The sequence below is a fragment of the Flagellimonas oceanensis genome (assembly GCF_003992595.1).
Taxonomy (GTDB): Bacteria; Bacteroidota; Bacteroidia; order Flavobacteriales; family Flavobacteriaceae; genus Flagellimonas; species Flagellimonas oceanensis.
In genome coordinates this window covers 154,196-174,596 of sequence record NZ_RZNA01000003.1, presented here as the reverse complement: position 1 = coordinate 174,596, position 20,401 = coordinate 154,196, and the positions used below count along the sequence as shown (strand labels likewise).

The following is a 20,401-nucleotide window of genomic DNA, read 5'->3' as shown; positions in this document are numbered from 1 at the left end:
AAGTGGATTTGACCAAGGTAATTATCTCCTCATTTTTTCTCATAGGCAGTTTTTCACTTACGGCCCAAAATATCAGTGGCGTGATTGTAGATTCAGAAACAAAAGAACCACTGGAAAATGTCAATATTTATCTCAAAAACAGTGCTGTTGGAACCGAAAGCGATACTGATGGCAAATGGTCTCTGGAAAACAGCACAACGAAAGGTTCAATTCTATTCACACACTTGGGATATCATACCTTCAGTTATAATCTAAAAGAATTTCTCGACAAACAAAGGGATACCATTTTCCTTATCCCAAAAGAAGAGCAGTTGGATGAGGTGGAAGTTGCTGGCCGCAGAAAGTTGGTTGACAAAATCAAGGTGGAAAAACTTGCCCCAATGCGTTATGCCCTTACAGGTTTTGGAAGTACGATCGTTGACGGAAAGATTTATGTGATAGGTGGGGACCAATCTATAAACCCAGATAATTTTAGGATGGCATTTGAGCAAATGAGCGAGATTGACCCCTCGCAATTTAATGACCCAATGGTGTTTACAAAAATGGCCCTATCCCAAAGCACTTCTTGGGAATCCTATTCAGATAAGCTTCAGATTTATAATATTTCAAAGGATAGTTGGATTAAATCAGACACTGAGTTTTCAAAAAGGGCATACCACAGTATCGTTCCTCTTAATGGAAAAATATACGTGATTGGAGGTAAGACCATCTCCGATAACGGTCTGTTTGAATATTTGGCCAATACCATAGAGGTGTACGACATTGAAAAGGATACCGTCTTTGTTGACTACATGAATCCCCACGAAGCTTCAAATCCGTTAAGTATTTCTCATGGAAATGATATTTTGGTCATTGGAGGTTCGACCAAAATGACCAAAAACGGCAAAAAGACCTTTATCAACAAAATGCACTTTTACAACGTCACTTCGGGAAACTGGTACGAACTCGGCAATATGCCCATAGGTCTTGAAACCGATGGAGCCCTTTTGGACAACAAACTATATATAGCGGTCAATGACAAAAATGATAAAAAAATTCTCCATCAATTTGACCTTATTAATGGTAAATGGAAAAAACTGGATGAATTGGAACTTTCCTTCGAAGACGTAAAATTCACTCAAGGGAATGGAATCCTTTATATCTATCAAAAGGAAATGCTCTTCACTTACGACCCCAAATATGGGGAGTTAAAAAAATATTTTTTAGACGTGGATGCCGAAAACCCCGACATCCACTATTACAAGAACCATATTTACATATTGGGCGGAAATCAATCAAGGAATTTCTCAGACAAGGCCTCTAATGAAGTTTTTCGTATTGACCTCAAGGAATTAAAATATACAAGACCCGTATCAATCACTATCCTTTGATATTAATTAATAGAAACTTTAAAATGTTTCTTTTTCCACATAGTATTGTATTTTCATAATCGTTAACTTGCTATTTCAGAAAAATTCTATGGGACTACTTATATTTTACGCCCTTATTTCCATCTTCTTTTCCTTTCTATGCTCCATTTTGGAGGCTGTGCTGTTGAGTATCACACCGACTTTCATCAATGTAAAAAAGCAAGAGGGGAAAGATTATGCGACCACATTGGAAACCCTTAAAAAGGACGTTGATAAGCCGTTGATCGCCATTTTGACCTTGAACACCATCGCGCACACAGTTGGTGCCATTTTGGTGGGAGTTCAGGCCAAAGTCGCCTATGCAGAACTATATGGTACTACGGAGCGAACCATTTTTGGTTTTTCACTGACCGAAGATCTTATGGTGGGTATTGTTTCCACCCTGATGACCATTTTGATATTGGTCGCCTCAGAAATCATCCCAAAGACCATAGGAGCGACATTTTGGAAACAGTTGGCCAACTTTACCAGCAAAGCACTGAACATTATGGTCTTCATCCTAAAATGGACGGGACTGTTATGGCTATTACAACTCTTTACCAAACTTGTTGGTGCCAAAGGGGAGCACGGAAGCATATTGAGCCGCGAAGATTTCAGCGCTATGACCGAAATTGCCCATGAGGAAGGCGTATTCAAGGAATCGGAATCCAAAATGATCAAAAACCTGCTCTATTTTGATGAAATTTTGGCTCGCGATGTCATGACCCCCAGAACCGTAATGAAGGTGGCATCCGAAGACACGCCAATAAAGGAGTTTTTTGAAAAAAACCGACCACTTCGCTTCTCACGGATACCATTGTACAAAGACCGCATGGACAATATTACAGGTTTTGTATTGAAAGATGAATTGCTGGAAGCCATTGTCAATAAAAAAGGAAATGAAACCTTGGCCACTATCCGTAGGGAACTATTGGTCACCAACCGCAGCAAGTCCATAAATGACCTTTTCAAAAAATTTGTGCAGAAGAGAGAGCACATTTCTTTGGTGGTGGACGAGTACGGTTCGGTCAGTGGTTTGGTTACCATGGAAGATGTGATTGAAACCCTGCTAGGTTTCGAGATCATGGATGAAAGTGATAACGTAGAAGACCTTCAAAAGCTAGCTAGAAAGAACTGGCATGCCCGAGCAAAGCGATTGGGAATCATTGAAGATGAAGATGAAGTGGAGTGATGGAAACAGCTTACATACAGACACCTATCGGGATTGCTGAAATGAAAGGTGATGAAAATGGCCTTGCATCCATTGCTGTTTTGGACAATAAAAAACCAAAAGGTATAATTCCTGAGGTCCTGAAAGGTCCTGCCGAACAATTTCAGGAATATTTTAATGGAGACCGAACGGTATTTGACCTTAAATTGAATCCCTCGGGCACCGATTTTCAAAAGAAAGTTTGGGATGCCCTATTACAAATACCTTTTGGTAAAACCATTTCTTATTTGGAACTTTCCAAACAACTCGGTGACGTAAAGGCCATTCGTGCAGTAGCCTCGGCCAATGGCAAAAATCCACTTTGGATTGTGGTTCCCTGTCATCGTGTAATAGGAACCAACGGAGACCTCACAGGCTATGCAGGTGGACTGCATAGAAAAAAATGGTTATTGGAACACGAGAGTCCTGTAAAGCAGACGACTCTTTTTTAATTGGCTACCATGCTTTATAAACTTAACCTGGAGCATATCCTCTTTTTGGATATCGAGACCGTACCCCAACATCAAAATTTCTCCGATTTGGATGAAGCCGCCCAGATCCTATGGGAACAAAAAACGCAATACCAGCGTAAAGATGGGTACACCCCCGATGAATTCTACGAGCGAGCAGGCATTTGGGCCGAGTTCGGTAAAATCGTTTGTATCTCGGTAGGCTATTTTAAAACACAAGGCGATGTTAGAACTTTTAGGGTCACTTCCTTTTATGGGGACGAACCCGACATCCTAAAACAGTTCAAGCAACTGCTTCAAGACCATTTTAGCCACGTAAAACATCTTTTGTGCGCCCACAACGGGAAAGAGTTCGATTTCCCCTATATCGCCCGCAGAATGATCATAAACGGCATCAATCTGCCCTACAAACTGGATCTTTTCGGAAAAAAGCCCTGGGAAGTCCCACATTTGGATACCATGGAACTTTGGAAGTTCGGCGATTACAAACACTATACTTCCCTCAAGCTCTTAGCACACGTGCTCGGAATCCCTTCTCCCAAAGAGGATATGGACGGCAGCATGGTAAAGGATGTGTTCTACAAGGAAAAGGATATCGATAGAATCATTACCTATTGTGAACTGGATGTGGTGACCACGGCGCAAGTATTCCTACGACTGCGTAACGAGGAACTTTTGACCGATGAGGAGATTAAGAAGGTGTAATGGTTCTCGACTGCGTTCGAACTGATACTGAACATGTAGTCATTCTATGATTGATTACACTGTCTCGTCGACTAGTTTTTATAAAATTTCGTGCTCTTGATGCCTCCATAATCCTGGACCACCAAAACATACAATCCGGAAGCTAGCGATGATACATTGATGGAACCTTCGGTCTTACCTTTTTTAATGGTGTTTCCCGATGTGGTCACAATGGAGAATTCAGCATCTTTGGACAACTCAGCGTTCACATTCAAGTAATCAACAGCAGGATTTGGATATACTGATATATTGAGTTCCTGGGGCATGGACATTGGAGCATTTTGAATCAGTTCGGTTTCCGCTCCGTTGAACTCGAATTCAATGGTTTCCGAAAACTCCGATACCGCATTCTCGGTACAAATGGAACGCACACGGGCTTCGTACACCTTACCTATCTCTAAATTGGAAAGATCAAAAGTGTTGTCCCAAATCAACTCGCTTTGCCAACCATCCACATCAATACTTTTGTACTGTACTTCGAACAAGGTTTCTTCCGCCCCATCCCATGAAAGGACAGTGCTGTCACTTGCTGAATTTTCCAAGTCCAGACCAGAGGGGGTTTCAATGGAACAATTGGAAATCTGGGCACCGGAAACTATCAACGAAAAATCCTGCAATCCAGTTTTCAAGCTACCCTTATGCGAAATGGTGATCGTATAGACTCCCACAGCATTCTCCACCTCTACACGCTCAAAGGGATCAACTTTGTTGTCGCCCTTAGTAGCAGCGTCGTTTGCTTTGGCCGGGTTCAATCTCCAGGGAAAATGGGTCTCATCATTCTTTGTGATTCTAATATCCAAATCATTGACCAAGGCAGCTGTCGTACTGTTTAGGTCTCCTCGGTTTACATATTCGGATTCCGGGTCCGTCCAAGAAATCGAAGCCACCAAAGGTTCGTTTTCCATGGCCATTACGGTAATCGAGTAGGTTTCCCCTTCGGATAGTGATTCTTCATTCACCAAAGTGGTGTATTCTTTATTTTGAAGTACTTCTGCCGCAGATTTGGCATTCATTACACCCCAGCCCATTTTGTAATCAGGTCCCTTGGCATCCACATCATCGGCAGTATGAAGCGCAAGCCCCTTTAAGGTAGCCGCTTTCATATAGGAACCGAAAAGTTCTTCATGATACTGTTGCAACAACAAGAGTGACCCGGTAACCCCTGGAGCTGCCATCGAAGTTCCGGCAGATACCTGATAACTGCTATTGGTAACAGAGCTTGTGGAAAGAATATCCCCGCCATCTCCAGCAAGATCGGGTTTTACACGGCCATCATCAACAGGACCAAAACTACTGTACCCAGCCACGGAAGCTTTCTTCAAATCACCATTGCCATCAATCTCTGTATTGGCTCCGGCGATGGTCAACCCGTTTTTAGTGGTGGTAAAGCCCAGCAACAAATCAAAACCATCAGCGGTTTTCCCAAAACTCGGCGCTTCATTATCATAGGACTTCTGGGCATTTCCTGCAGCAGTCACCATCAAATAATACGGTGCATTGTACATGATCCTATCCCAATCTTGGGTAACCTTGATATACGAACCAAAATACCAATCGGGCACCCTGTCAGATAGAATTCCATAGGAGTGGTTGCTCAACAAAAGACCATTGGCAGCTGCTTCTGCCACTTCAATTTTATCTCTGCTCCAATCATGGGTCAAGGCTTGGGCTCCATAGGCAACACCTTTGGCATTGGGCTCCACTCCAGCGGAAATAAGATTCCCCGTCACCAAAGTGGCATGCAAGCTTATCTCGTCCGCATTATCGGCATTTTTGGCACGGACATCAAACTCTTGATGGGAAGATAGGGCAATACCGGAATCCCAAACACCAACTTCCATGTTGGCTCCCGTCAAGCCTAAATTCAATAGGCCCTTTTCGTATAATGTATGTGCTCTCGAAGTTTGTGAAGCAGGATCGGTAAGTGTGGTATAGTAAAGTGGTGTGCCATCAGTACCAATATCCTTCAATGCTATCTGGGCACCATTGTTCTTTTCCTCTGAAGCTTTAAGCCCTTTGGACTTTATCAGTTTACCTATTTGTTTGAGTTTGGATTGATGCTCCATTTCCATTTGGGAAATAAAAGCGGAAATTTTTCCTTGATCGTAGGAAGAAAGAATCCGATTCTTTGCATTTTGGGATTGGGCATGTGCGGAAATCGCGCCTAAAAGCGAAAGTAAAATGGAGAAGATCACTCCCTTGGCCCCTGAAGGAAATCTGTAGTCCATAATTAAGTTTAGGTAAGATTTGGACTACGAATATATGATTAGATGTAGTAATTATCGATTAAATTCCTACTTTATTCGATGAAATGCATAGTTTTTTACCTCATTGTGTTGTGAAAAACCACTTTTACGTTGTGTAACTTTTTTCCTACTATTATGATTTGTTTTCATCCAAAACGATGTACACCGGAAAGTGGTCGCTGTAACCACCCAAATATCTACCTCCAGCGAAAGTTCTGAATGGGTTCCCCTTGTACCTTCCTTTCCATTCTTTCAGGAAACGAGGTGAGAATATCTTGGCCTTTACAAAGCTATGGGTGCCTGCTTCATAGTTCAAAAAACTATGGGAGAGCAGTATTTGATCGAACAAACTCCATTTTCCCCTATAATTGGCACTACCGGATATAGGGGACAGTAGTTTTTTCATCGGATTGATGAATCTTCCAGTCTCCATAATTGTTTTTATGCTTTCCGAATTGGGGTCGTCATTGAAATCACCCATAATGATGATATTCGAGTTGTTCCCTTGGAGCTGTTCAACTTTATTCAGAATGGTTTCCGCAGCTTTGATGCGTTTATAGCTGGTTTCCTCGGCCCCTTCCCTTCGGGATGGCCAATGGTTGACAAAGACATGGATTTCCTCTTGGTGCAACTTGCCGTGTACATACAGAATATCACGGGTAAGGTCCCTGTCCCCATTGGTGTTCTGTACCAACAAGGGTATGGTTTCCGCATCCAGTACGGAAAAGTGCTGTTTATCGTAAATCAGTGCCGTATCGATGCCCCGTTCATCTGGCGAATCAAAATGAATCACATCATAATCAAAATCCCGTAGTTTTTTGGTCTGTAACAGGCTTTCGATCACACCTTTGTTCTCCACCTCCGCCATGCCCACCAAAACCGGGGGATACTCACTATCCTCCAATCCTATTTTCGAGATGGCCCTCGAGATTTTTTTGACCTTTTTCCAAAACTTCGATTTGGTCCATTTTCTAAAGCCCTTGGGGGTAAAATCATCATCCAGCAAATATGGATCGTTCTTGGTGTCGAAAAAGTTTTCAAGATTGTAAAAAGCTATCGTATATCGGTCGTCCTGTTTTTGCAAAGTGCTAAGGTTTTTTCTTTTGCGTCAATAGAAATGGCAAAGTACAAAAAGAGCTTCCAAAACATTGCGTAGATTTGTACTTTAAAACTGTTTGATGCTAGAAAAGAAGTCAATAGAATATGAAAAGGCGGTACTCATTGGTGTAATGAACCAATACCAGAACGAGGACAAGGTAACGGAGTACTTGGATGAGCTTGAATTTTTGACATACACTGCCGGTGGCGAAGTTGAAGAAAGATTTGTCCAACGGATAGATGTGCCCAATCCCAAAACCTATATCGGTAGTGGGAAAATGGAAGAGGTGCGCAAATATGTGAAGGAGAACGATATCGGCTCCGTTATTTTTGATGATGAACTCTCCCCGGCACAGCAAAACAATATCGAAAAGCTGTTGCGTTGCAAAGTTCTGGACAGGACCAGCCTTATTCTGGACATATTTGCCCAAAGGGCAAAGACGAGTTATGCACGAACACAGGTGGAACTGGCCCAATACGAATACCTATTGCCCAGATTGACCGGTCTGTGGACCCACTTGGAAAGGCAGCGAGGGGGTATTGGAATGCGTGGTCCCGGTGAAACCGAAATTGAAACGGATAGACGTATTGTTCGTGACCGAATTGCTTTGCTCAAAAAGAAACTTGCCAAAATAGACCGTCAAATGGAAACCCAACGAGGTAATCGCGGCTCTTTGGTCCGTGTAGCTTTGGTTGGGTACACCAATGTAGGGAAATCCACTTTGATGAACGTGATCAGCAAGAGTGATGTATTCGCGGAGAACAAGCTATTTGCCACTTTGGACACCACGGTAAGAAAAGTGGTCTTGGGCAACCTTCCTTTTTTGTTGAGTGACACGGTAGGGTTCATCAGAAAACTGCCCACCCAACTGGTGGAGAGTTTTAAAAGTACTCTGGACGAGGTGCGCGAAGCGGATCTATTGCTTCACGTAGTGGATATTTCGCATCCCAATTTCGAAGAGCATATCGACTCGGTAAATAAAATCCTTGATGAAATCGAAAGCAAGGATAAACCTTGCATCATGGTCTTCAATAAAATAGACCGGTACACTCCGGAAACCATAGATGAGGACGACCTGGTCACAGAGCGCACAAAAGCGCATTTCACTTTGGAGGAGTGGAAAAAAACGTATTTCAACAAACTTGGTGACAAAGTGCTATTTATCTCGGCCTTGAACAAGGAAAACATGGACGAATTCAGAAAGCGTGTGTACGATGCCGTACGGGACATCCATGTAACCCGTTTTCCGTACAACAACTTTTTGTATCCAGAGCATTTGGATGAATACTAGGCCTTTTTCCAACTTCTTCGATAAACTGCAAATACCTGTTCCGTTCACAACATATTTAGACCAGTTCACAACAAAAGTTTAGGGAGTGACCACAGATGACCTACTTTCACACTGTTTTTAAGTCATTTTAGTGTCGAACGCAGATCTTACGGATCTTAACCTACTTAGACCATGGTCTTAAAAACATGAAAAACATTTTTCACCCCACAAAAAAGCCCTCATTATCGAGGGCTTTTTTTGTTGAATTCTCTTCTTAAAACTTATAGCTCAATCCCAAAGTCCAGTACGTTTGTAGTTCATTGTCAATCGTATCGAAAGTAGCATCCGGATTTGGAGTTGGTGCATTGTTCACAATGTAGTTCAAGGTCTCCTGTTTGTTGTTTCGCAATCCAAAATCGAACCCGACACCTATCATTTTCCATAAGGTATAACTAAAAGAGTTGGTCCAGGTCCAATTGCTCAGGTCACTGCTCTCATAACTCTGGAACATGGAAAGGTTACTTTTAAAGCTTACAGCGCCTATTTGTTTGGTATAGTCCGCCACTATCTTGGCACCCATGGAAGATTCAAAAATGGTGTCCTCACTACTGAACACAAAATTGTAGTTGAGCGGGTGTATGACCACCACCAAATCGGATATCGGGGTCCATGTAGCACCCACACCAAGGTCGAGATAGCCCGGGTCGTTGAAATTGCTCAATATTGTGGTGCGGTATTCCGCCAAACCGGAAATGGCAAACTTCTCACTCAGTTTTCTACCATATAATGATGATATATTGAAAACATCCGTTGCTTGGCGGAAGCTATCATCATCCGTTGGGTCATCCTTATCATCCAATTTGACCCAAGACAGGTTGAGATTGGCCGCATTTCTCCAAAAGAATTTCTCTTCCTTGAGATTGGCAAAAGCATTGACGGTAAATCCGATATTTCCTGATGAGTTGTTCGGAATTCCTTGGGCAAACCAGTTGTTGAACTGTGAAATACTGCCCCCAATGGTTCCAAAAGCACCAATCTTCCAACCAGGCAAGGCATCCAGTTTTGCCTGCAGGCCGTCCACTCTTTTTTGAATAGCCGCAATAGAATCCTTTTTGGGACCTATCTCAGCTTTTAGTTCTTCCTTTGTTTGGGCGGTCGCGGAAAAAATGAAAATGGATCCCGCAATAGCAAAAAGCAATTTTTTCATAGTATGGAGTTTACTGTTTAGAACCGCAAAAATAAGAAATGTCTCGGTTTGAAAATCAATAACTGCTACTTCCGCTTTTTATAGAGAGGAACCGAGGAACAGGCCTCGCCATACATAACGCTTTTAGCGACCTCTTGTATTCTGGCCACTGCCATGAGATAAGCATTCTCTGGCACGGGTTTGTTCGAACACCCTTTAATAATTACAGGCTTATCCGTGAACTGTGTCACATCCAAGTTTTCCAAAATAGATTGGTAAAGCGCGGTTTCGAGGTTTTCCAAGCTCCCCTGCACCACTTTTTTAGCGTAAGGTTGAAGTTTGGAAGCAATCAGCATAAATGCCCAGCCTGGAACAATGGCATCCGAAGAGCATTGAAGCGCCACATAAGCATCCTGATAGGTAGACCAATCATGTTCATCAATATGGGAACGGAATTCTTTTTCACGCAGGATAAAGCCTTCGAACAACCAATCCTTGATGTCCAGCAACTTTCGCTCTCCATTTGGATAATAATCCTCCAGGTTGAAGGTGATCAACTTGCTTTGGGCTACTCTATTTACAATTTCCTTTTCCATATTTGTACTTCCCGTGAAGGTTATCCACTATAATTTTTGATTCTGCGATTTAAATCTGTCAGCAGGAGAAGTTTTCTGGTGTTTGGTCCTCCTCCCCTTTACCCGTTTCCTCCACAACTCAAAAGAGGAACGCTTGAGATTATTTCGCATTACCTCCCTAACATCATTCTCCTTGAGGCCAAACTGGTATTCAATGGCCTCGAACGGGGTTCTGTCCTCCCAAGCCATCTCAATGATTCTATCGATTTGTCTTGTGGTCATTTTGTGTTTATCGGGGTACTTTACAAGAGTCCAAGTTCCAGTTTCGCTTCCTCGCTCATAAGTTCTTGGGTCCAGGGTGGATCGAAAGTGATTTCCACCTCAACGTCCTTCAAAACATCAATGGACTTAACCTTCTCCTCTACCTCCACGGGCAAGGTTTCCGCAACAGGGCAATTGGGCGATGTTAAGGTCATCAAAATCTTTACTTCGTATTCCTCGTTCACAAATACATCGTAGATCAAACCCAACTCATATATGTCCACAGGGATTTCCGGATCATAAATGGTTTTGAGCACCTTTACGATTTTCTCACCGAGTTCTTGTGTATCTATGGTAGTTTCTTCGCTCATTCTGTGTTATTTTAACTGTGTTTGATAGGCAACCGCATACAATTTCAATTGCTTGATCATACTTACCAATCCATTTGCCCGCGTTGGCGACAAATGCTCTTTAAGACCGATTTCATCAATGAATTCCACATCGGCATCAATAATATCCTGTGGTTTTTGATTGCTGAACGCCCTGACCAAAATGGCAATGATTCCTTTCGTGATGATGGCATCACTATCAGCGGTAAACACCAATTTGTCACCATCGAGTTCGGCATGTACCCACACCTTGCTCTGGCATCCTTTGATCAGGTTGTCATCGGTTTTGTACTGTTCGGCTATCAATGGAAGTGATTTTCCGAGTTCAATCATGTATTCGTAACGCTGCATCCAGTCGTCGAACATGGAAAACTCATCAATTATCTCTTCTTGTATCTCTTTTATGGTCATGCGATGGTTTTATTCAAAAGTACAACTCGGAGGGTTGCCATTCAAGTCTTTATGATAATGATAACGGTCTGGCTATAGCAACATATTCCTTGCACGTACAACACCTTCCACCAGTTTATCCACTTCCTCTTTGGTGTTGTAAAAGCTAAAACTGGCCCTTACCGTTCCAGGGATCTGATAAAAATCCATAATCGGCTGCGCACAATGATGACCAGTTCTAACGGCAATACCCAATTTGTCGACAATGGTTCCGATATCATAGGGATGCACGCCCTCAATATTAAAGGATATTACCGAAGTTTTATGCGCTGCGGTTCCGTAGATTTTCAAACCGTCAATGGCAAGCAATTGCTCTGTGGCATATTGCATCAGCTCATCTTCGTACTGGGCAATGGCATCAAAACCTATGCTGTTCATATAATCCAATGCGGCTCCAAAGGCAATGCCTCCACAGATGTTGGGCGTTCCAGCTTCAAACTTATGGGGCAGATCGGCATAAGTGGTCTTTTCAAAAGTTACCTCGGCGATCATTTCCCCTCCTCCTTGGTAAGGAGGCAATTTCTTGAGCCATTCCTCTTTGCCATAAAGCATTCCAACCCCCGTTGGTCCGCACACTTTATGGGCGGAAACGGTATAAAAGTCCACATCCAAGGCTTGTAAATCAGCTTTGATGTGTGCCGCAGCCTGCGCCCCATCTATCAATACGGCCGCTCCAACTTTATGTGCCGCTTCAATGATTTCTTCTATGGGGTTTATGGTTCCCAACGCATTGGACACATGGTTACAGAATACCAACTTGGTCCTTTCCGATAATAGGCTTTGGTATTCCTCCATGACCAATTCCCCTTCCAGATTCATTGGAATCACTTTGAGAACCGCTCCTGTTCGCTCGCATAACATTTGCCAAGGCACAATATTGGAATGGTGTTCCATTGCCGATACCAAAATCTCATCACCCTCCTTTAAAAAGGAAGTGAAACCTGTTGCCACCAAATTGATGCTTTGCGTTGTCCCCGAAGTAAAGATCACTTCATGGGAATGGACAATGTTAAAGTGTTTTTGGATTTTTTGGCGTGCCACTTCATAGGCATCGGTCGCTTCTTGTGACAAGGTATGCACTCCACGATGGATATTGGCATTATAACCTTGATAGTAATCGACAATGGTATCTATTACCTGCTGTGGCGTCTGCGAGGTGGCTGCATTGTCCAAATACACCAAAGGCTGTCCATTGACCTCTCTTTGGAGGATGGGAAAGTCCTTTCTAATGGCCTGTATGTCCAAAGTGGTCTCTATCATTATCTGAATTTGTGGGAAAGATTGGATTATAAGTCAAACCCCATACGCACGCCCAATTTGTCGGCAATGATTTTATTGATCCGTGCCTTAAGCTCTGGAATGCGAACGCTCTCCAATACATTATTGGCGAATGCGTACATCAACAAAGCTTTGGCCTCTTTCTTTGGAATCCCCCTTGATCTCAGATAGAACATCGCTTCTTCGTCCAACTGGCCAATGGTGCATCCGTGCGAACATTTTACGTCATCGGCAAAAATCTCCAACTGTGGTTTTGAGTTGATGGTCGATCTATCGCTCAACAGAATATTGTTGTTCTGCTGAAAGGCATCCGTTTTCTGGGCAATCTTGTCCACAATGATCTTCCCATTGAACACTCCTGTGGAACTGTCACCGAAAATACCTTTGTAATCCTGATGGCTCTCACAATTGGGCTGTGCATGGTGTACCAAAGTATGATGGTCCACGTGCTGTTTGTCGCCTAAAATCGTAACCCCTTTCAAAGTGGAGTCGATACGCTCCCCGTTCTGATAGAAATTCAGGTTGTTACGGATGAGTTTCCCTCCCAAAGAGAAGGTATGCACCCTTACCACACTACTTCTCTTTTGCGAGATGTAAGTGTTATCCACCAATGAAGCGGTCGGCTCATCGTTCTGTACTTTGTAGTAGTCCACAATGGCATCCTTTCCAGCAAAAATCTCCGTTACGGAGTTCGTGAACACTTCGTTGCCCGTCAAACTCTGGTGGCGCTCTATGATCTGAACCTCAGCGTTGTCCTCGGCAACAATCAAGTTACGGGGCTGCAACATCAGGGCCGCCTCATTACCTGTGGCCAAATGCAAGATCTGGATAGGTTTTTTGGGCATTTTGTTCTTTGGGATATAGATATAGGCCCCTTCTTTACTGAAAGCTGTATTCAGTGAGGTCAATGACTCATCTTTGGAGGCCGCCTTGTTGAAATACACTTCGATTACCTGTTGGAACATTGGCTTGCTGAACGCAGAGCTCATCAAACAAATATCAACGCCATCGTGTGTGGTTTCGGACAGGTATGAACTGTACACCCCATCAACGAAAACAATTTTGTAAGTGTCTATTTCATGAAGAAAATACTTCTTCACGTCTTTATATTCCAACGTGGTCTCATGCTTTGGAAAAATGCTGAAATCAACTTTCTGCAAGCCTCTCAAAGAGGTGTATTTCCAAGCTTCATCCTTTTTTGTTGGGAAGCCTTTGGTCTCAAAGTTCTTCATGGCATTGGATCTTTCCTCATGTACTGGATGATCTAAATCCAAGCCATCTTCAAAAGCCATAAAAGAGGAGACTAATTTTTCCTTTAAATCCATATTTTTTCAGTTTTCAGTCATCAGCTTTCAGCAATAGGTTTTCTGAAATCCAATCCCTGAAGTCTTACATCTATTTATACCGCAGCTTCTTCCTTTAACCAATCGTAACCTTTTTCTTCCAACTCCAAGGCCAATTCCTTGGTTCCGGATTTTACGATTTTCCCGTTGTACAACACGTGTACAAAATCGGGTACGATATACTCCAACAATCGTTGGTAGTGTGTGATCACGATAATGGCGTTGTCCTTGCTGCGCAATTTGTTCACACCATTGGCCACAATACGCAGGGCATCGATATCCAATCCGGAATCCGTCTCGTCCAAAATGGCCAATTTGGGCTCCATCATTGCCATTTGAAAGATTTCGTTGCGTTTCTTTTCGCCTCCGGAGAACCCTTCGTTCAAGGAACGTGACAAAAACTTTCTATCGATTTCAAGCATTTCTGATTTCTCACGAATCTTTTTGAGCATTTCGTTGGCGGGCATATCCTCCAAACCTTGTGCTTTTCTGGATTCATTGATAGCGGTTTTCATGAAGTTGGTCACCGACACCCCTGGAATCTCCACTGGGTACTGGAACGACAAGAACACTCCTTTGTGGGCCCTTTCCTCAGGGGAAAGTTCTTCCAAATCCTCTCCTTCCAAAAGAATGTTTCCTTCTCCTACCTCAAACTCCTCCTGACCAGCGATTACCTCGGCCAAGGTACTTTTGCCGGAACCGTTAGGACCCATAATGGCATGTACCTCTCCTGCATTCACCTTTAGGTCGATTCCCTTAAGGATTTCTTTATCGTCTACGCTTGCGTGTAAATTTTTGATTTCTAGCATGCTGTTGTTCTTCAAATATTATTTTATGATGGTATTTATTATCCTACGGAGCCTTCCAAACTGATTTCCAATAGTTTTTGAGCCTCTACGGCAAATTCCATTGGTAGCTTGTTCAACACTTCCTTGCTAAATCCATTTACGATCAGGGCAATGGCCTTTTCGGTATCGATTCCCCTTTGATTACAATAGAAAATCTGGTCCTCGCCAATTTTACTGGTCGTGGCCTCGTGCTCTATCTGTGCAGTCTTGTTCTTGGCCTCGATGTAAGGGAACGTATGCGCTCCGCAACGGTTGCCCATCAATAGGGAATCACATTGGGAGAAATTCCTTGCATTTTCAGCACGACTGTTTACTTGCACCAATCCACGGTAGCTGTTTTGTGACTGACCTGCAGAAATCCCTTTGGAAATGATCGTACTCTTGGTATTCTTGCCCAAATGAACCATTTTGGTCCCCGTATCCGCTTGCTGGAAATTATTGGTAACTGCAATGGAATAAAACTCTCCAATGGAATGGTCACCTTTCAAAATACAGGACGGATATTTCCATGTCACAGCGGAACCTGTTTCCACTTGTGTCCAAGAGATTTTAGCATTCTTTTCGCAAAGTCCACGCTTGGTCACAAAGTTGAAAACACCTCCTTTTCCTTGATCGTTACCGGGGTACCAGTTCTGAACGGTGGAGTATTTGATTTCAGCATCGTCCAAAGCAATCAATTCCACAACTGCCGCGTGCAACTGGTTTTCGTCTCGCATGGGCGCGGTACACCCTTCCAAATAACTCACATAACTGCCCTCTTCGGCCACCACCAAGGTTCTTTCGAACTGTCCGGTTCCCGCTTGGTTGATTCGGAAATAGGTGGAAAGTTCCATGGGACACCTAACACCCTTTGGGATGTAGCAGAAAGATCCATCGGAAAACACCGCTGAATTCAATGCCGCGTAGAAATTATCTTTTTTGGGCACTACGGTCCCGAGATATTTCTTTACCAGTTCCGGATGTTCCTGAATAGCTTCGGAAATAGAACAGAAAATAATGCCTTTTTCGGCCAATGTCTTTTTAAAGGTGGTGGCCACGGAAACGGAATCCATTACAATATCCACCGCAACTCCTGCCAACTTTTTCTGCTCGTCCACGGAGATTCCCAACTTTTTGAAGGTTTCCAATAATTCTGGATCCACCTCGTCCAAACTATTGTATTTGGGTTTTTTGTTGGGAGCCGAGTAATAGGAAATGTCTTGGAAGTCCGGCTTTTTGTAGGTAACGTTCGCCCACTCGGGCTCTTCCATCTCCTGCCAGGCACGAAAAGCCTCCAATCGCCACTCCGTCATCCAATCGGGTTCTTCCTTCTTTTTGGAGATGGCAATCACGATTTCCTCGTTCAACCCTTTCGGAAGGGTGTCCGATTCAATATCCGTGTAGAAACCGTACTCGTACTCTTTGGTCTCCAGTTCTTTTTTTAATTCTTCCTCTGTATAAGCCATATATCTTTAAGTTAGCCAATTACAGGCTTTTTGTCAATGTTTATAGTGAAAAACTTTCTCCACATCCGCAGGTTCGCTGTGCGTTGGGGTTGTTGAACACAAAACCCTTTCCGTTCAACCCTCCGGAATATTCCAATGTGGTGCCCACCAAATACAAAAAACTCTTTTTATCCACAATGATTCTCACATCGTTATCTTCAAAGATCTTATCCGTATCCGTTGCGGAATTGTCAAAGGTCAATTCATAAGACAATCCGCTGCACCCTCCGCTCTTTACTCCAACACGCACATAATCCGTGGTCGCATTAAAACCTTCCTCGGTCATAAGCGACACCACTTTGTGCCTTGCTGATTCTGAAACCTTAATCATCTTACTTGAATTTAATCTAAATAGCCCACAAATATACTGTATATGTAGGGTTTTACCATAGCAACTAACATTATTATAACGAATGATTCCATAGGTGTTTCCTATGGAAAATCAGCTTGATTTGACCATAAGTCCCATCAATGTTGTATTCGCACGCATTTTTCATGATTTTTGACAGGTTTTCCCTCAAAAAATTTTATGTTCCTTCCAACTACAGAATTTACGATTATCCTCATTATTTTTGCAAAATGCTAGAAGACAAGAATCAAGAACGTACATCTTTGGAAGAATTGGGCGAATTTGGCCTGATCGATCATCTCACCAAAAACTTTGAACTCAAACAACCATCCACCATAATTGGAGTGGGGGACGATGCCGCCGTTATGGATTACCATGACAAAAAAACCGTCGTGTCCACCGATATGTTGGTGGAAGGGGTTCATTTTGACCTGGGCTACATGCCCCTAAAGCATTTGGGTTACAAGTCGGTTATGGTCAACCTTTCCGACATATACGCCATGAATGCCGTGGCCACACAGGTCACAGTTTCTTTGGCCATTTCCAACAGGTTTCCTCTGGAAGCCCTCGAAGAATTTTATGAAGGCGTTGCCCTTGCCTGCAAACTGTACAACGTGGATTTGGTCGGCGGGGACACCACTTCTTCCACTAGGGGAATGATTGTTAGTGTAACGGCAATCGGCGCTGCCGATGATAATGACCTTGTTTACCGAAAAGGCAGTAAACCCAATGATCTGCTGGTGGTAACCGGCGATTTGGGAGGTGCATATCTTGGGCTTCAAGTACTGGAGCGCGAAAAAGAGGTCTTCAAGGTAAATCCAAACAGCCAGCCCGATCTAGAGCCCTACTCCTATATCGTAGAGCGTCAGTTGAAGCCAGAGGCACGAAAAGATATTGTGGAGCTCCTCAAAAAATTAAAGGTAAAACCAACCTCTATGATCGATATCAGCGACGGCCTCTCTTCCGAAGTGATACATCTGTGCAAGCACAGTGATATCGGCTGTAATGTTTTTGAAGATAAGATTCCTTTAGATCCAACGGTAATTTCCGCATCCGAAGAATTTAAAATGGACAGCACCATGATTGCGTTGAGTGGTGGCGAGGATTATGAGTTATTGTTCACCATTGACCAAGATGATTTTTCAAAAATAAAAGGGAATCCCAACCTAACGGTGATTGGTCATATGACAGAAAAGAATGAAGGCATTCACTTGATTACCAGAGCGGAGACTAAAATTCCGATTACCGCACAGGGGTGGAACTCGTTCAACGAATAAAAAAATCCCGAAAATCAAGGGCATCCCTACATCATGGCATTGGGGCACGCAACCATTAGCAGTAGGCAATTACTTAAGTTTCCGGGATAAGATTTGGGTCTTTCCTAAAACAAAAAAGGGCTATGCCACTTGGTGCACTACCCTACTTTTTCTTTTTCTGTACATGTCTTCCAATGTACTGTTGATTTCTTGCATTTGTGGCGTCAACGCGGAAAGCTTGCCGCTGACATCCGTTGTGACCTCTTTTTGGCAATGAATGCATTTGTACTCTTTGATGTGCTGTGTCACTTTTTTGGAAACCGTGTAATGGTGCCCGAACAAGCTACAGAAGAAAGAAGAAAATTTGTTGCCATGTTGCGTAGTAGTTGTTTTCATAAGCTGGTGTTGTTTGGAAAAAGCAAAGGTTTACGAAATGGGGCTTCGAAAAATGCTTAAATTGGTTCGTAGTTTTTTGTTATAGAAAATGATTTTTAGAGGTTCATCTTTTTATAGGAACGGATGTTGATAACTTTTTATTTTGCGATTGTGTCGATAAAGTATTTTTTTCGATGAAATACCATAAAATCGACAAAAAGCCGTCTTTTTCCGCTCAAAAACGCTTTTGTAATATACCATATTGAAAACAAATTATCAACAACCAACGGACAAAAAATCATTGACCGTTACCGCATTTGCCCTTTTCTCCCTCTTTTTTGGAGCTGGAAACCTTGTATTACCCCCATTATTGGGGTTTAAATCGGGAAATCTATGGTGGTTGGTCACTCTGGGGTTCTGTATCTCAGGAGTGCTGATTCCCATTTTAGGCATTGTTGCACATGCCAAACTGCAAGGCACCCTGTTCGATTTTGCCAAAAAAGTATCCTCCACATTTAGCGTGGTCTATTGTTATTTAATCTATGCCATCGCCATTGCTCTGCCATCTCCGCGTACCGCATCTGTAACACACGAAATGGCCATACAGCTTTTTTGGAACTCCCCTTCGTTGCTCACAAGCCTCGTTTATTTTTTATTGGTTTTCGTTTTTGCCATCAACCGAACCAAGGTTTTGGATGCACTGGGCAAACTTTTGACACCCGGTATCCTCATCATTTTGTTGGTCATGATATTGACCGCCATTTTCACTTTGGATTTTGATTTTGCCCCTTCTGAAATCAGTCAGCCCTTTAGCTCGGGAATTCTGGAGGGCTACCAAACTTTTGATGCCATTGGGGCCGTTGTCGTAGGGGCAGTAATCATCATATCCATCAACTTAAAAGAGAAATCCGCCTCCTTTGAAGAAAAACGAAGACTTATTGGTAAATCTGGACTATGGGCTGGAATCGGTCTGTTCTTGGTATACGGTGGTTTGATTTTAACTGGTGCCCTTCACGTGGATGCTTTTGACCGTGAAATCTCAAGAACGGCTCTTTTACGGGGAATTAGCTCACAGACACTGGGAAAAACAGCCAATCTCTTACTCAGCATTCTCGTAAGTTTGGCTTGCTTTACCACCGCTGTCGGAATTGTTACGGGTACTTCAGATTTTATAAAGGGCCGGTTCAACGATTCCATATTGGCCTATCGCATTACAGCTTTTTTAGGATGCTTGTTGGGCGTACTCGTGGGCCAGTTTGATGTGGGCTACATTATAACTGTAGCAGTTCCCGCTTTAATGTTCATCTACCCCATTACCATCATTTTGATTTTACTGAATGTCGCACCGGACAAGTGGACCGTTCCAAAAGTGTTTAGACGGGTCGTAGCGGTTACCATTTTGTTCAGTATTCCCGATTTTTTGGGAAGCATTGGGCTGGGTAAGCAAATCACTCCTTTTGTTAGTTGGATTCCGTTGAGCCAGCATCAAATGGGATGGGTGCTGCCCGCGCTGGTTGCATTCATTGCCTCTAATGTTATCAAGAACAATGAAACCCCATCATCAAGCTAATCCCGCATCTTTTTGAAACTGCAAAAGATGAAATGCTGTGTGGTACCGAAAGGTGTTTTGTGGTCCATGGTTTCACACTCAATCTTCTGAAAATGTGGGAATGTCGCCTCCATAGACCCTTCATTGTATTGTTTTATGTCCAGTCCGCTACATTTTTTGGGGCCATCTTCAGAGAAAGTGCCTAGAACAAGATACCCTGTAACGGCCTTTTTGGTCAAATCCAGATAGGCCTGAACCTGTTCGGGTTCCGTTAAAAAATGAAACGCTGCCCTATCGTGCCAGACCTCATAGGTTTCCTTGGGTTCAAATTCAGTGATGTCACTTTCTATCCACTTTACTTTTTGTGCTTTTTCACCAAGCCTTGCCTTGGCCCTTTCGATGGCTCTACCAGAAATATCGAGCACGGTGATATCCTCAAAACCTTCCGTAAGCAAAAAATCCACTAATTTACTATCGCCACCACCTACATCAATGATTTTAGCGGTTTTCCCCAACTCAAAAGAATGAAGAAAATCCAGAGAGGTCTGCGGAACTTCCTGCGTCCAACTTACCTCATCTGGATTCTTGGTGTTGTAAACGGTTTCCCAATGATTTTTTCTATCCAATACAA

At 43.1% G+C, this 20,401-nt stretch carries 21 protein-coding genes; 7 read left to right on the top strand and 14 right to left on the bottom strand.

Annotated elements, in window-relative coordinates:
• The first annotated feature begins 2 nt into the window (after nt 1–2).
• The 4 genes from EO132_RS00870 to EO132_RS00855 all read left to right on the top strand — a co-directional run bounded on the left by EO132_RS00870 (nt 3) and on the right by EO132_RS00855 (nt 3,773).
• Nucleotides 3–1,370, top strand: a complete 1,368-nt coding sequence (locus EO132_RS00870; RefSeq protein ID WP_164732251.1) for a carboxypeptidase-like regulatory domain-containing protein — start codon at nt 3–5, stop codon at nt 1,368–1,370.
• A gap of 88 nt (nt 1,371–1,458) precedes the next feature.
• Entirely contained in the window at nt 1,459–2,580 is a 1,122-nt protein-coding gene (locus EO132_RS00865) for a CNNM domain-containing protein (RefSeq protein ID WP_127136156.1), read from the top strand.
• Nucleotides 2,580–3,050: a methylated-DNA--[protein]-cysteine S-methyltransferase gene (locus EO132_RS00860; protein ID WP_127136155.1), complete on the top strand. Its 471-nt coding sequence runs from the start codon at nt 2,580–2,582 to the stop codon at nt 3,048–3,050. The genes EO132_RS00865 and EO132_RS00860 overlap by 1 nt, the downstream gene beginning before the upstream one ends.
• Before the next feature lie 9 nt (nt 3,051–3,059).
• Complete coding sequence (locus EO132_RS00855; RefSeq protein WP_127136154.1) at nt 3,060–3,773, top strand: 3'-5' exonuclease; 714 nt, start codon at nt 3,060–3,062, stop codon at nt 3,771–3,773.
• A gap of 71 nt (nt 3,774–3,844) precedes the next feature.
• Here the strand turns inward: EO132_RS00855 and EO132_RS00850 are convergent, their stop codons facing one another.
• Complete coding sequence (locus EO132_RS00850; RefSeq protein ID WP_127136153.1) at nt 3,845–6,040, bottom strand: S8 family serine peptidase; 2,196 nt, start codon at nt 6,038–6,040, stop codon at nt 3,845–3,847.
• Between the two features lie 151 nt (nt 6,041–6,191).
• Complete coding sequence (locus EO132_RS00845) at nt 6,192–7,142, bottom strand: endonuclease/exonuclease/phosphatase family protein (RefSeq protein ID WP_127136152.1); 951 nt, start codon at nt 7,140–7,142, stop codon at nt 6,192–6,194.
• Between the two features lie 94 nt (nt 7,143–7,236).
• On the opposite strand from EO132_RS00845, the gene hflX reads away from it, so the two are divergent.
• On the top strand, nt 7,237–8,448 hold the full coding sequence (gene hflX / locus EO132_RS00840; protein WP_127136151.1) for a GTPase HflX: 1,212 nt from the start codon (nt 7,237–7,239) through the stop codon (nt 8,446–8,448).
• Between the two features lie 253 nt (nt 8,449–8,701).
• On the opposite strand, the gene EO132_RS00835 is transcribed toward hflX, so the two are convergent.
• The 10 genes from EO132_RS00835 to EO132_RS00790 all read right to left on the bottom strand — a co-directional run bounded on the left by EO132_RS00835 (nt 8,702) and on the right by EO132_RS00790 (nt 16,572).
• Nucleotides 8,702–9,634 carry a DUF3078 domain-containing protein gene (locus EO132_RS00835; protein WP_127136150.1) on the bottom strand — a complete coding sequence of 311 codons (933 nt, stop codon included), beginning with the start codon at nt 9,632–9,634 and terminating at the stop codon, nt 8,702–8,704.
• Between the two features lie 65 nt (nt 9,635–9,699).
• Complete coding sequence (locus EO132_RS00830) at nt 9,700–10,209, bottom strand: DUF2480 family protein (protein ID WP_127136149.1); 510 nt, start codon at nt 10,207–10,209, stop codon at nt 9,700–9,702.
• Nucleotides 10,210–10,236: 27 nt separating this feature from the next.
• Nucleotides 10,237–10,470, bottom strand: a complete 234-nt coding sequence (locus tag EO132_RS00825; protein ID WP_127136148.1) for a TIGR03643 family protein — start codon at nt 10,468–10,470, stop codon at nt 10,237–10,239.
• A 20-nt stretch (nt 10,471–10,490) separates the two neighbouring features.
• Entirely contained in the window at nt 10,491–10,820 is a 330-nt protein-coding gene (locus tag EO132_RS00820; RefSeq protein ID WP_100816841.1) for an iron-sulfur cluster assembly protein, read from the bottom strand.
• 6 nt (nt 10,821–10,826) lie between these two features.
• Nucleotides 10,827–11,249, bottom strand: coding sequence for a SufE family protein (locus tag EO132_RS00815; protein WP_127136147.1), 423 nt, complete (start codon nt 11,247–11,249; stop codon nt 10,827–10,829).
• Nucleotides 11,250–11,321: 72 nt separating this feature from the next.
• Nucleotides 11,322–12,548, bottom strand: coding sequence for an aminotransferase class V-fold PLP-dependent enzyme (locus EO132_RS00810; protein ID WP_127136146.1), 1,227 nt, complete (start codon nt 12,546–12,548; stop codon nt 11,322–11,324).
• Nucleotides 12,549–12,574: 26 nt separating this feature from the next.
• Nucleotides 12,575–13,891: a Fe-S cluster assembly protein SufD gene (sufD, locus tag EO132_RS00805; protein WP_127136145.1), complete on the bottom strand. Its 1,317-nt coding sequence runs from the start codon at nt 13,889–13,891 to the stop codon at nt 12,575–12,577.
• Nucleotides 13,892–13,965: 74 nt separating this feature from the next.
• Nucleotides 13,966–14,718, bottom strand: a complete 753-nt coding sequence (sufC, locus tag EO132_RS00800; protein ID WP_127136144.1) for a Fe-S cluster assembly ATPase SufC — start codon at nt 14,716–14,718, stop codon at nt 13,966–13,968.
• Nucleotides 14,719–14,756: 38 nt separating this feature from the next.
• Nucleotides 14,757–16,202 carry a Fe-S cluster assembly protein SufB gene (gene sufB / locus EO132_RS00795; protein ID WP_127136143.1) on the bottom strand — a complete coding sequence of 482 codons (1,446 nt, stop codon included), beginning with the start codon at nt 16,200–16,202 and terminating at the stop codon, nt 14,757–14,759.
• A gap of 40 nt (nt 16,203–16,242) precedes the next feature.
• The gene (locus EO132_RS00790) at nt 16,243–16,572 is read right to left on the bottom strand and encodes a HesB/IscA family protein (RefSeq protein ID WP_127136142.1); all 330 of its coding nucleotides are present in this window, start codon (nt 16,570–16,572) and stop codon (nt 16,243–16,245) included.
• Between the two features lie 248 nt (nt 16,573–16,820).
• Here EO132_RS00790 and thiL point away from each other — a divergent pair, with 248 nt between their 5' ends.
• Nucleotides 16,821–17,867, top strand: coding sequence for a thiamine-phosphate kinase (thiL, locus tag EO132_RS00785; protein WP_127136141.1), 1,047 nt, complete (start codon nt 16,821–16,823; stop codon nt 17,865–17,867).
• A 120-nt stretch (nt 17,868–17,987) separates the two neighbouring features.
• Here the strand turns inward: thiL and EO132_RS00780 are convergent, their stop codons facing one another.
• Complete coding sequence (locus EO132_RS00780) at nt 17,988–18,242, bottom strand: hypothetical protein (protein WP_127136140.1); 255 nt, start codon at nt 18,240–18,242, stop codon at nt 17,988–17,990.
• Nucleotides 18,243–18,483: 241 nt separating this feature from the next.
• On the opposite strand from EO132_RS00780, the gene brnQ reads away from it, so the two are divergent.
• Entirely contained in the window at nt 18,484–19,791 is a 1,308-nt protein-coding gene (brnQ, locus tag EO132_RS00775; protein WP_127136139.1) for a branched-chain amino acid transport system II carrier protein, read from the top strand.
• Here the strand turns inward: brnQ and EO132_RS00770 are convergent.
• Complete coding sequence (locus tag EO132_RS00770) at nt 19,788–20,396, bottom strand: class I SAM-dependent methyltransferase (RefSeq protein WP_127136138.1); 609 nt, start codon at nt 20,394–20,396, stop codon at nt 19,788–19,790. The two genes, brnQ and EO132_RS00770, sit on opposite strands and share 4 nt — an antisense overlap.
• Nucleotides 20,397–20,401 lie beyond the last annotated feature (5 nt).

Excerpts from the sequence above, each read along its gene's own strand:
- EO132_RS00865 (WP_127136156.1), top strand. The coding sequence starts at position 1,459 with ATGGGACTACTTATATTTTACGCCCTTATTTCCATCTTCTTTTCCTTT.
- EO132_RS00860 (WP_127136155.1), top strand. The coding sequence starts at position 2,580 with ATGGAAACAGCTTACATACAGACACCTATCGGGATTGCTGAAATGAAA.
- EO132_RS00855 (WP_127136154.1), top strand. The coding sequence starts at position 3,060 with ATGCTTTATAAACTTAACCTGGAGCATATCCTCTTTTTGGATATCGAG.
- EO132_RS00850 (WP_127136153.1), bottom strand. The coding sequence starts at position 6,040 with ATGGACTACAGATTTCCTTCAGGGGCCAAGGGAGTGATCTTCTCCATT.
- hflX (WP_127136151.1), top strand. The coding sequence starts at position 7,237 with ATGCTAGAAAAGAAGTCAATAGAATATGAAAAGGCGGTACTCATTGGT.
- EO132_RS00835 (WP_127136150.1), bottom strand. The coding sequence starts at position 9,634 with ATGAAAAAATTGCTTTTTGCTATTGCGGGATCCATTTTCATTTTTTCC.
- EO132_RS00830 (WP_127136149.1), bottom strand. The coding sequence starts at position 10,209 with ATGGAAAAGGAAATTGTAAATAGAGTAGCCCAAAGCAAGTTGATCACC.
- EO132_RS00825 (WP_127136148.1), bottom strand. The coding sequence starts at position 10,470 with ATGACCACAAGACAAATCGATAGAATCATTGAGATGGCTTGGGAGGAC.
- EO132_RS00820 (WP_100816841.1), bottom strand. The coding sequence starts at position 10,820 with ATGAGCGAAGAAACTACCATAGATACACAAGAACTCGGTGAGAAAATC.
- EO132_RS00815 (WP_127136147.1), bottom strand. The coding sequence starts at position 11,249 with ATGACCATAAAAGAGATACAAGAAGAGATAATTGATGAGTTTTCCATG.
- EO132_RS00810 (WP_127136146.1), bottom strand. The coding sequence starts at position 12,548 with ATGATAGAGACCACTTTGGACATACAGGCCATTAGAAAGGACTTTCCC.
- sufD (WP_127136145.1), bottom strand. The coding sequence starts at position 13,891 with ATGGATTTAAAGGAAAAATTAGTCTCCTCTTTTATGGCTTTTGAAGAT.
- sufC (WP_127136144.1), bottom strand. The coding sequence starts at position 14,718 with ATGCTAGAAATCAAAAATTTACACGCAAGCGTAGACGATAAAGAAATC.
- sufB (WP_127136143.1), bottom strand. The coding sequence starts at position 16,202 with ATGGCTTATACAGAGGAAGAATTAAAAAAAGAACTGGAGACCAAAGAG.
- EO132_RS00790 (WP_127136142.1), bottom strand. The coding sequence starts at position 16,572 with ATGATTAAGGTTTCAGAATCAGCAAGGCACAAAGTGGTGTCGCTTATG.
- thiL (WP_127136141.1), top strand. The coding sequence starts at position 16,821 with ATGCTAGAAGACAAGAATCAAGAACGTACATCTTTGGAAGAATTGGGC.
- EO132_RS00780 (WP_127136140.1), bottom strand. The coding sequence starts at position 18,242 with ATGAAAACAACTACTACGCAACATGGCAACAAATTTTCTTCTTTCTTC.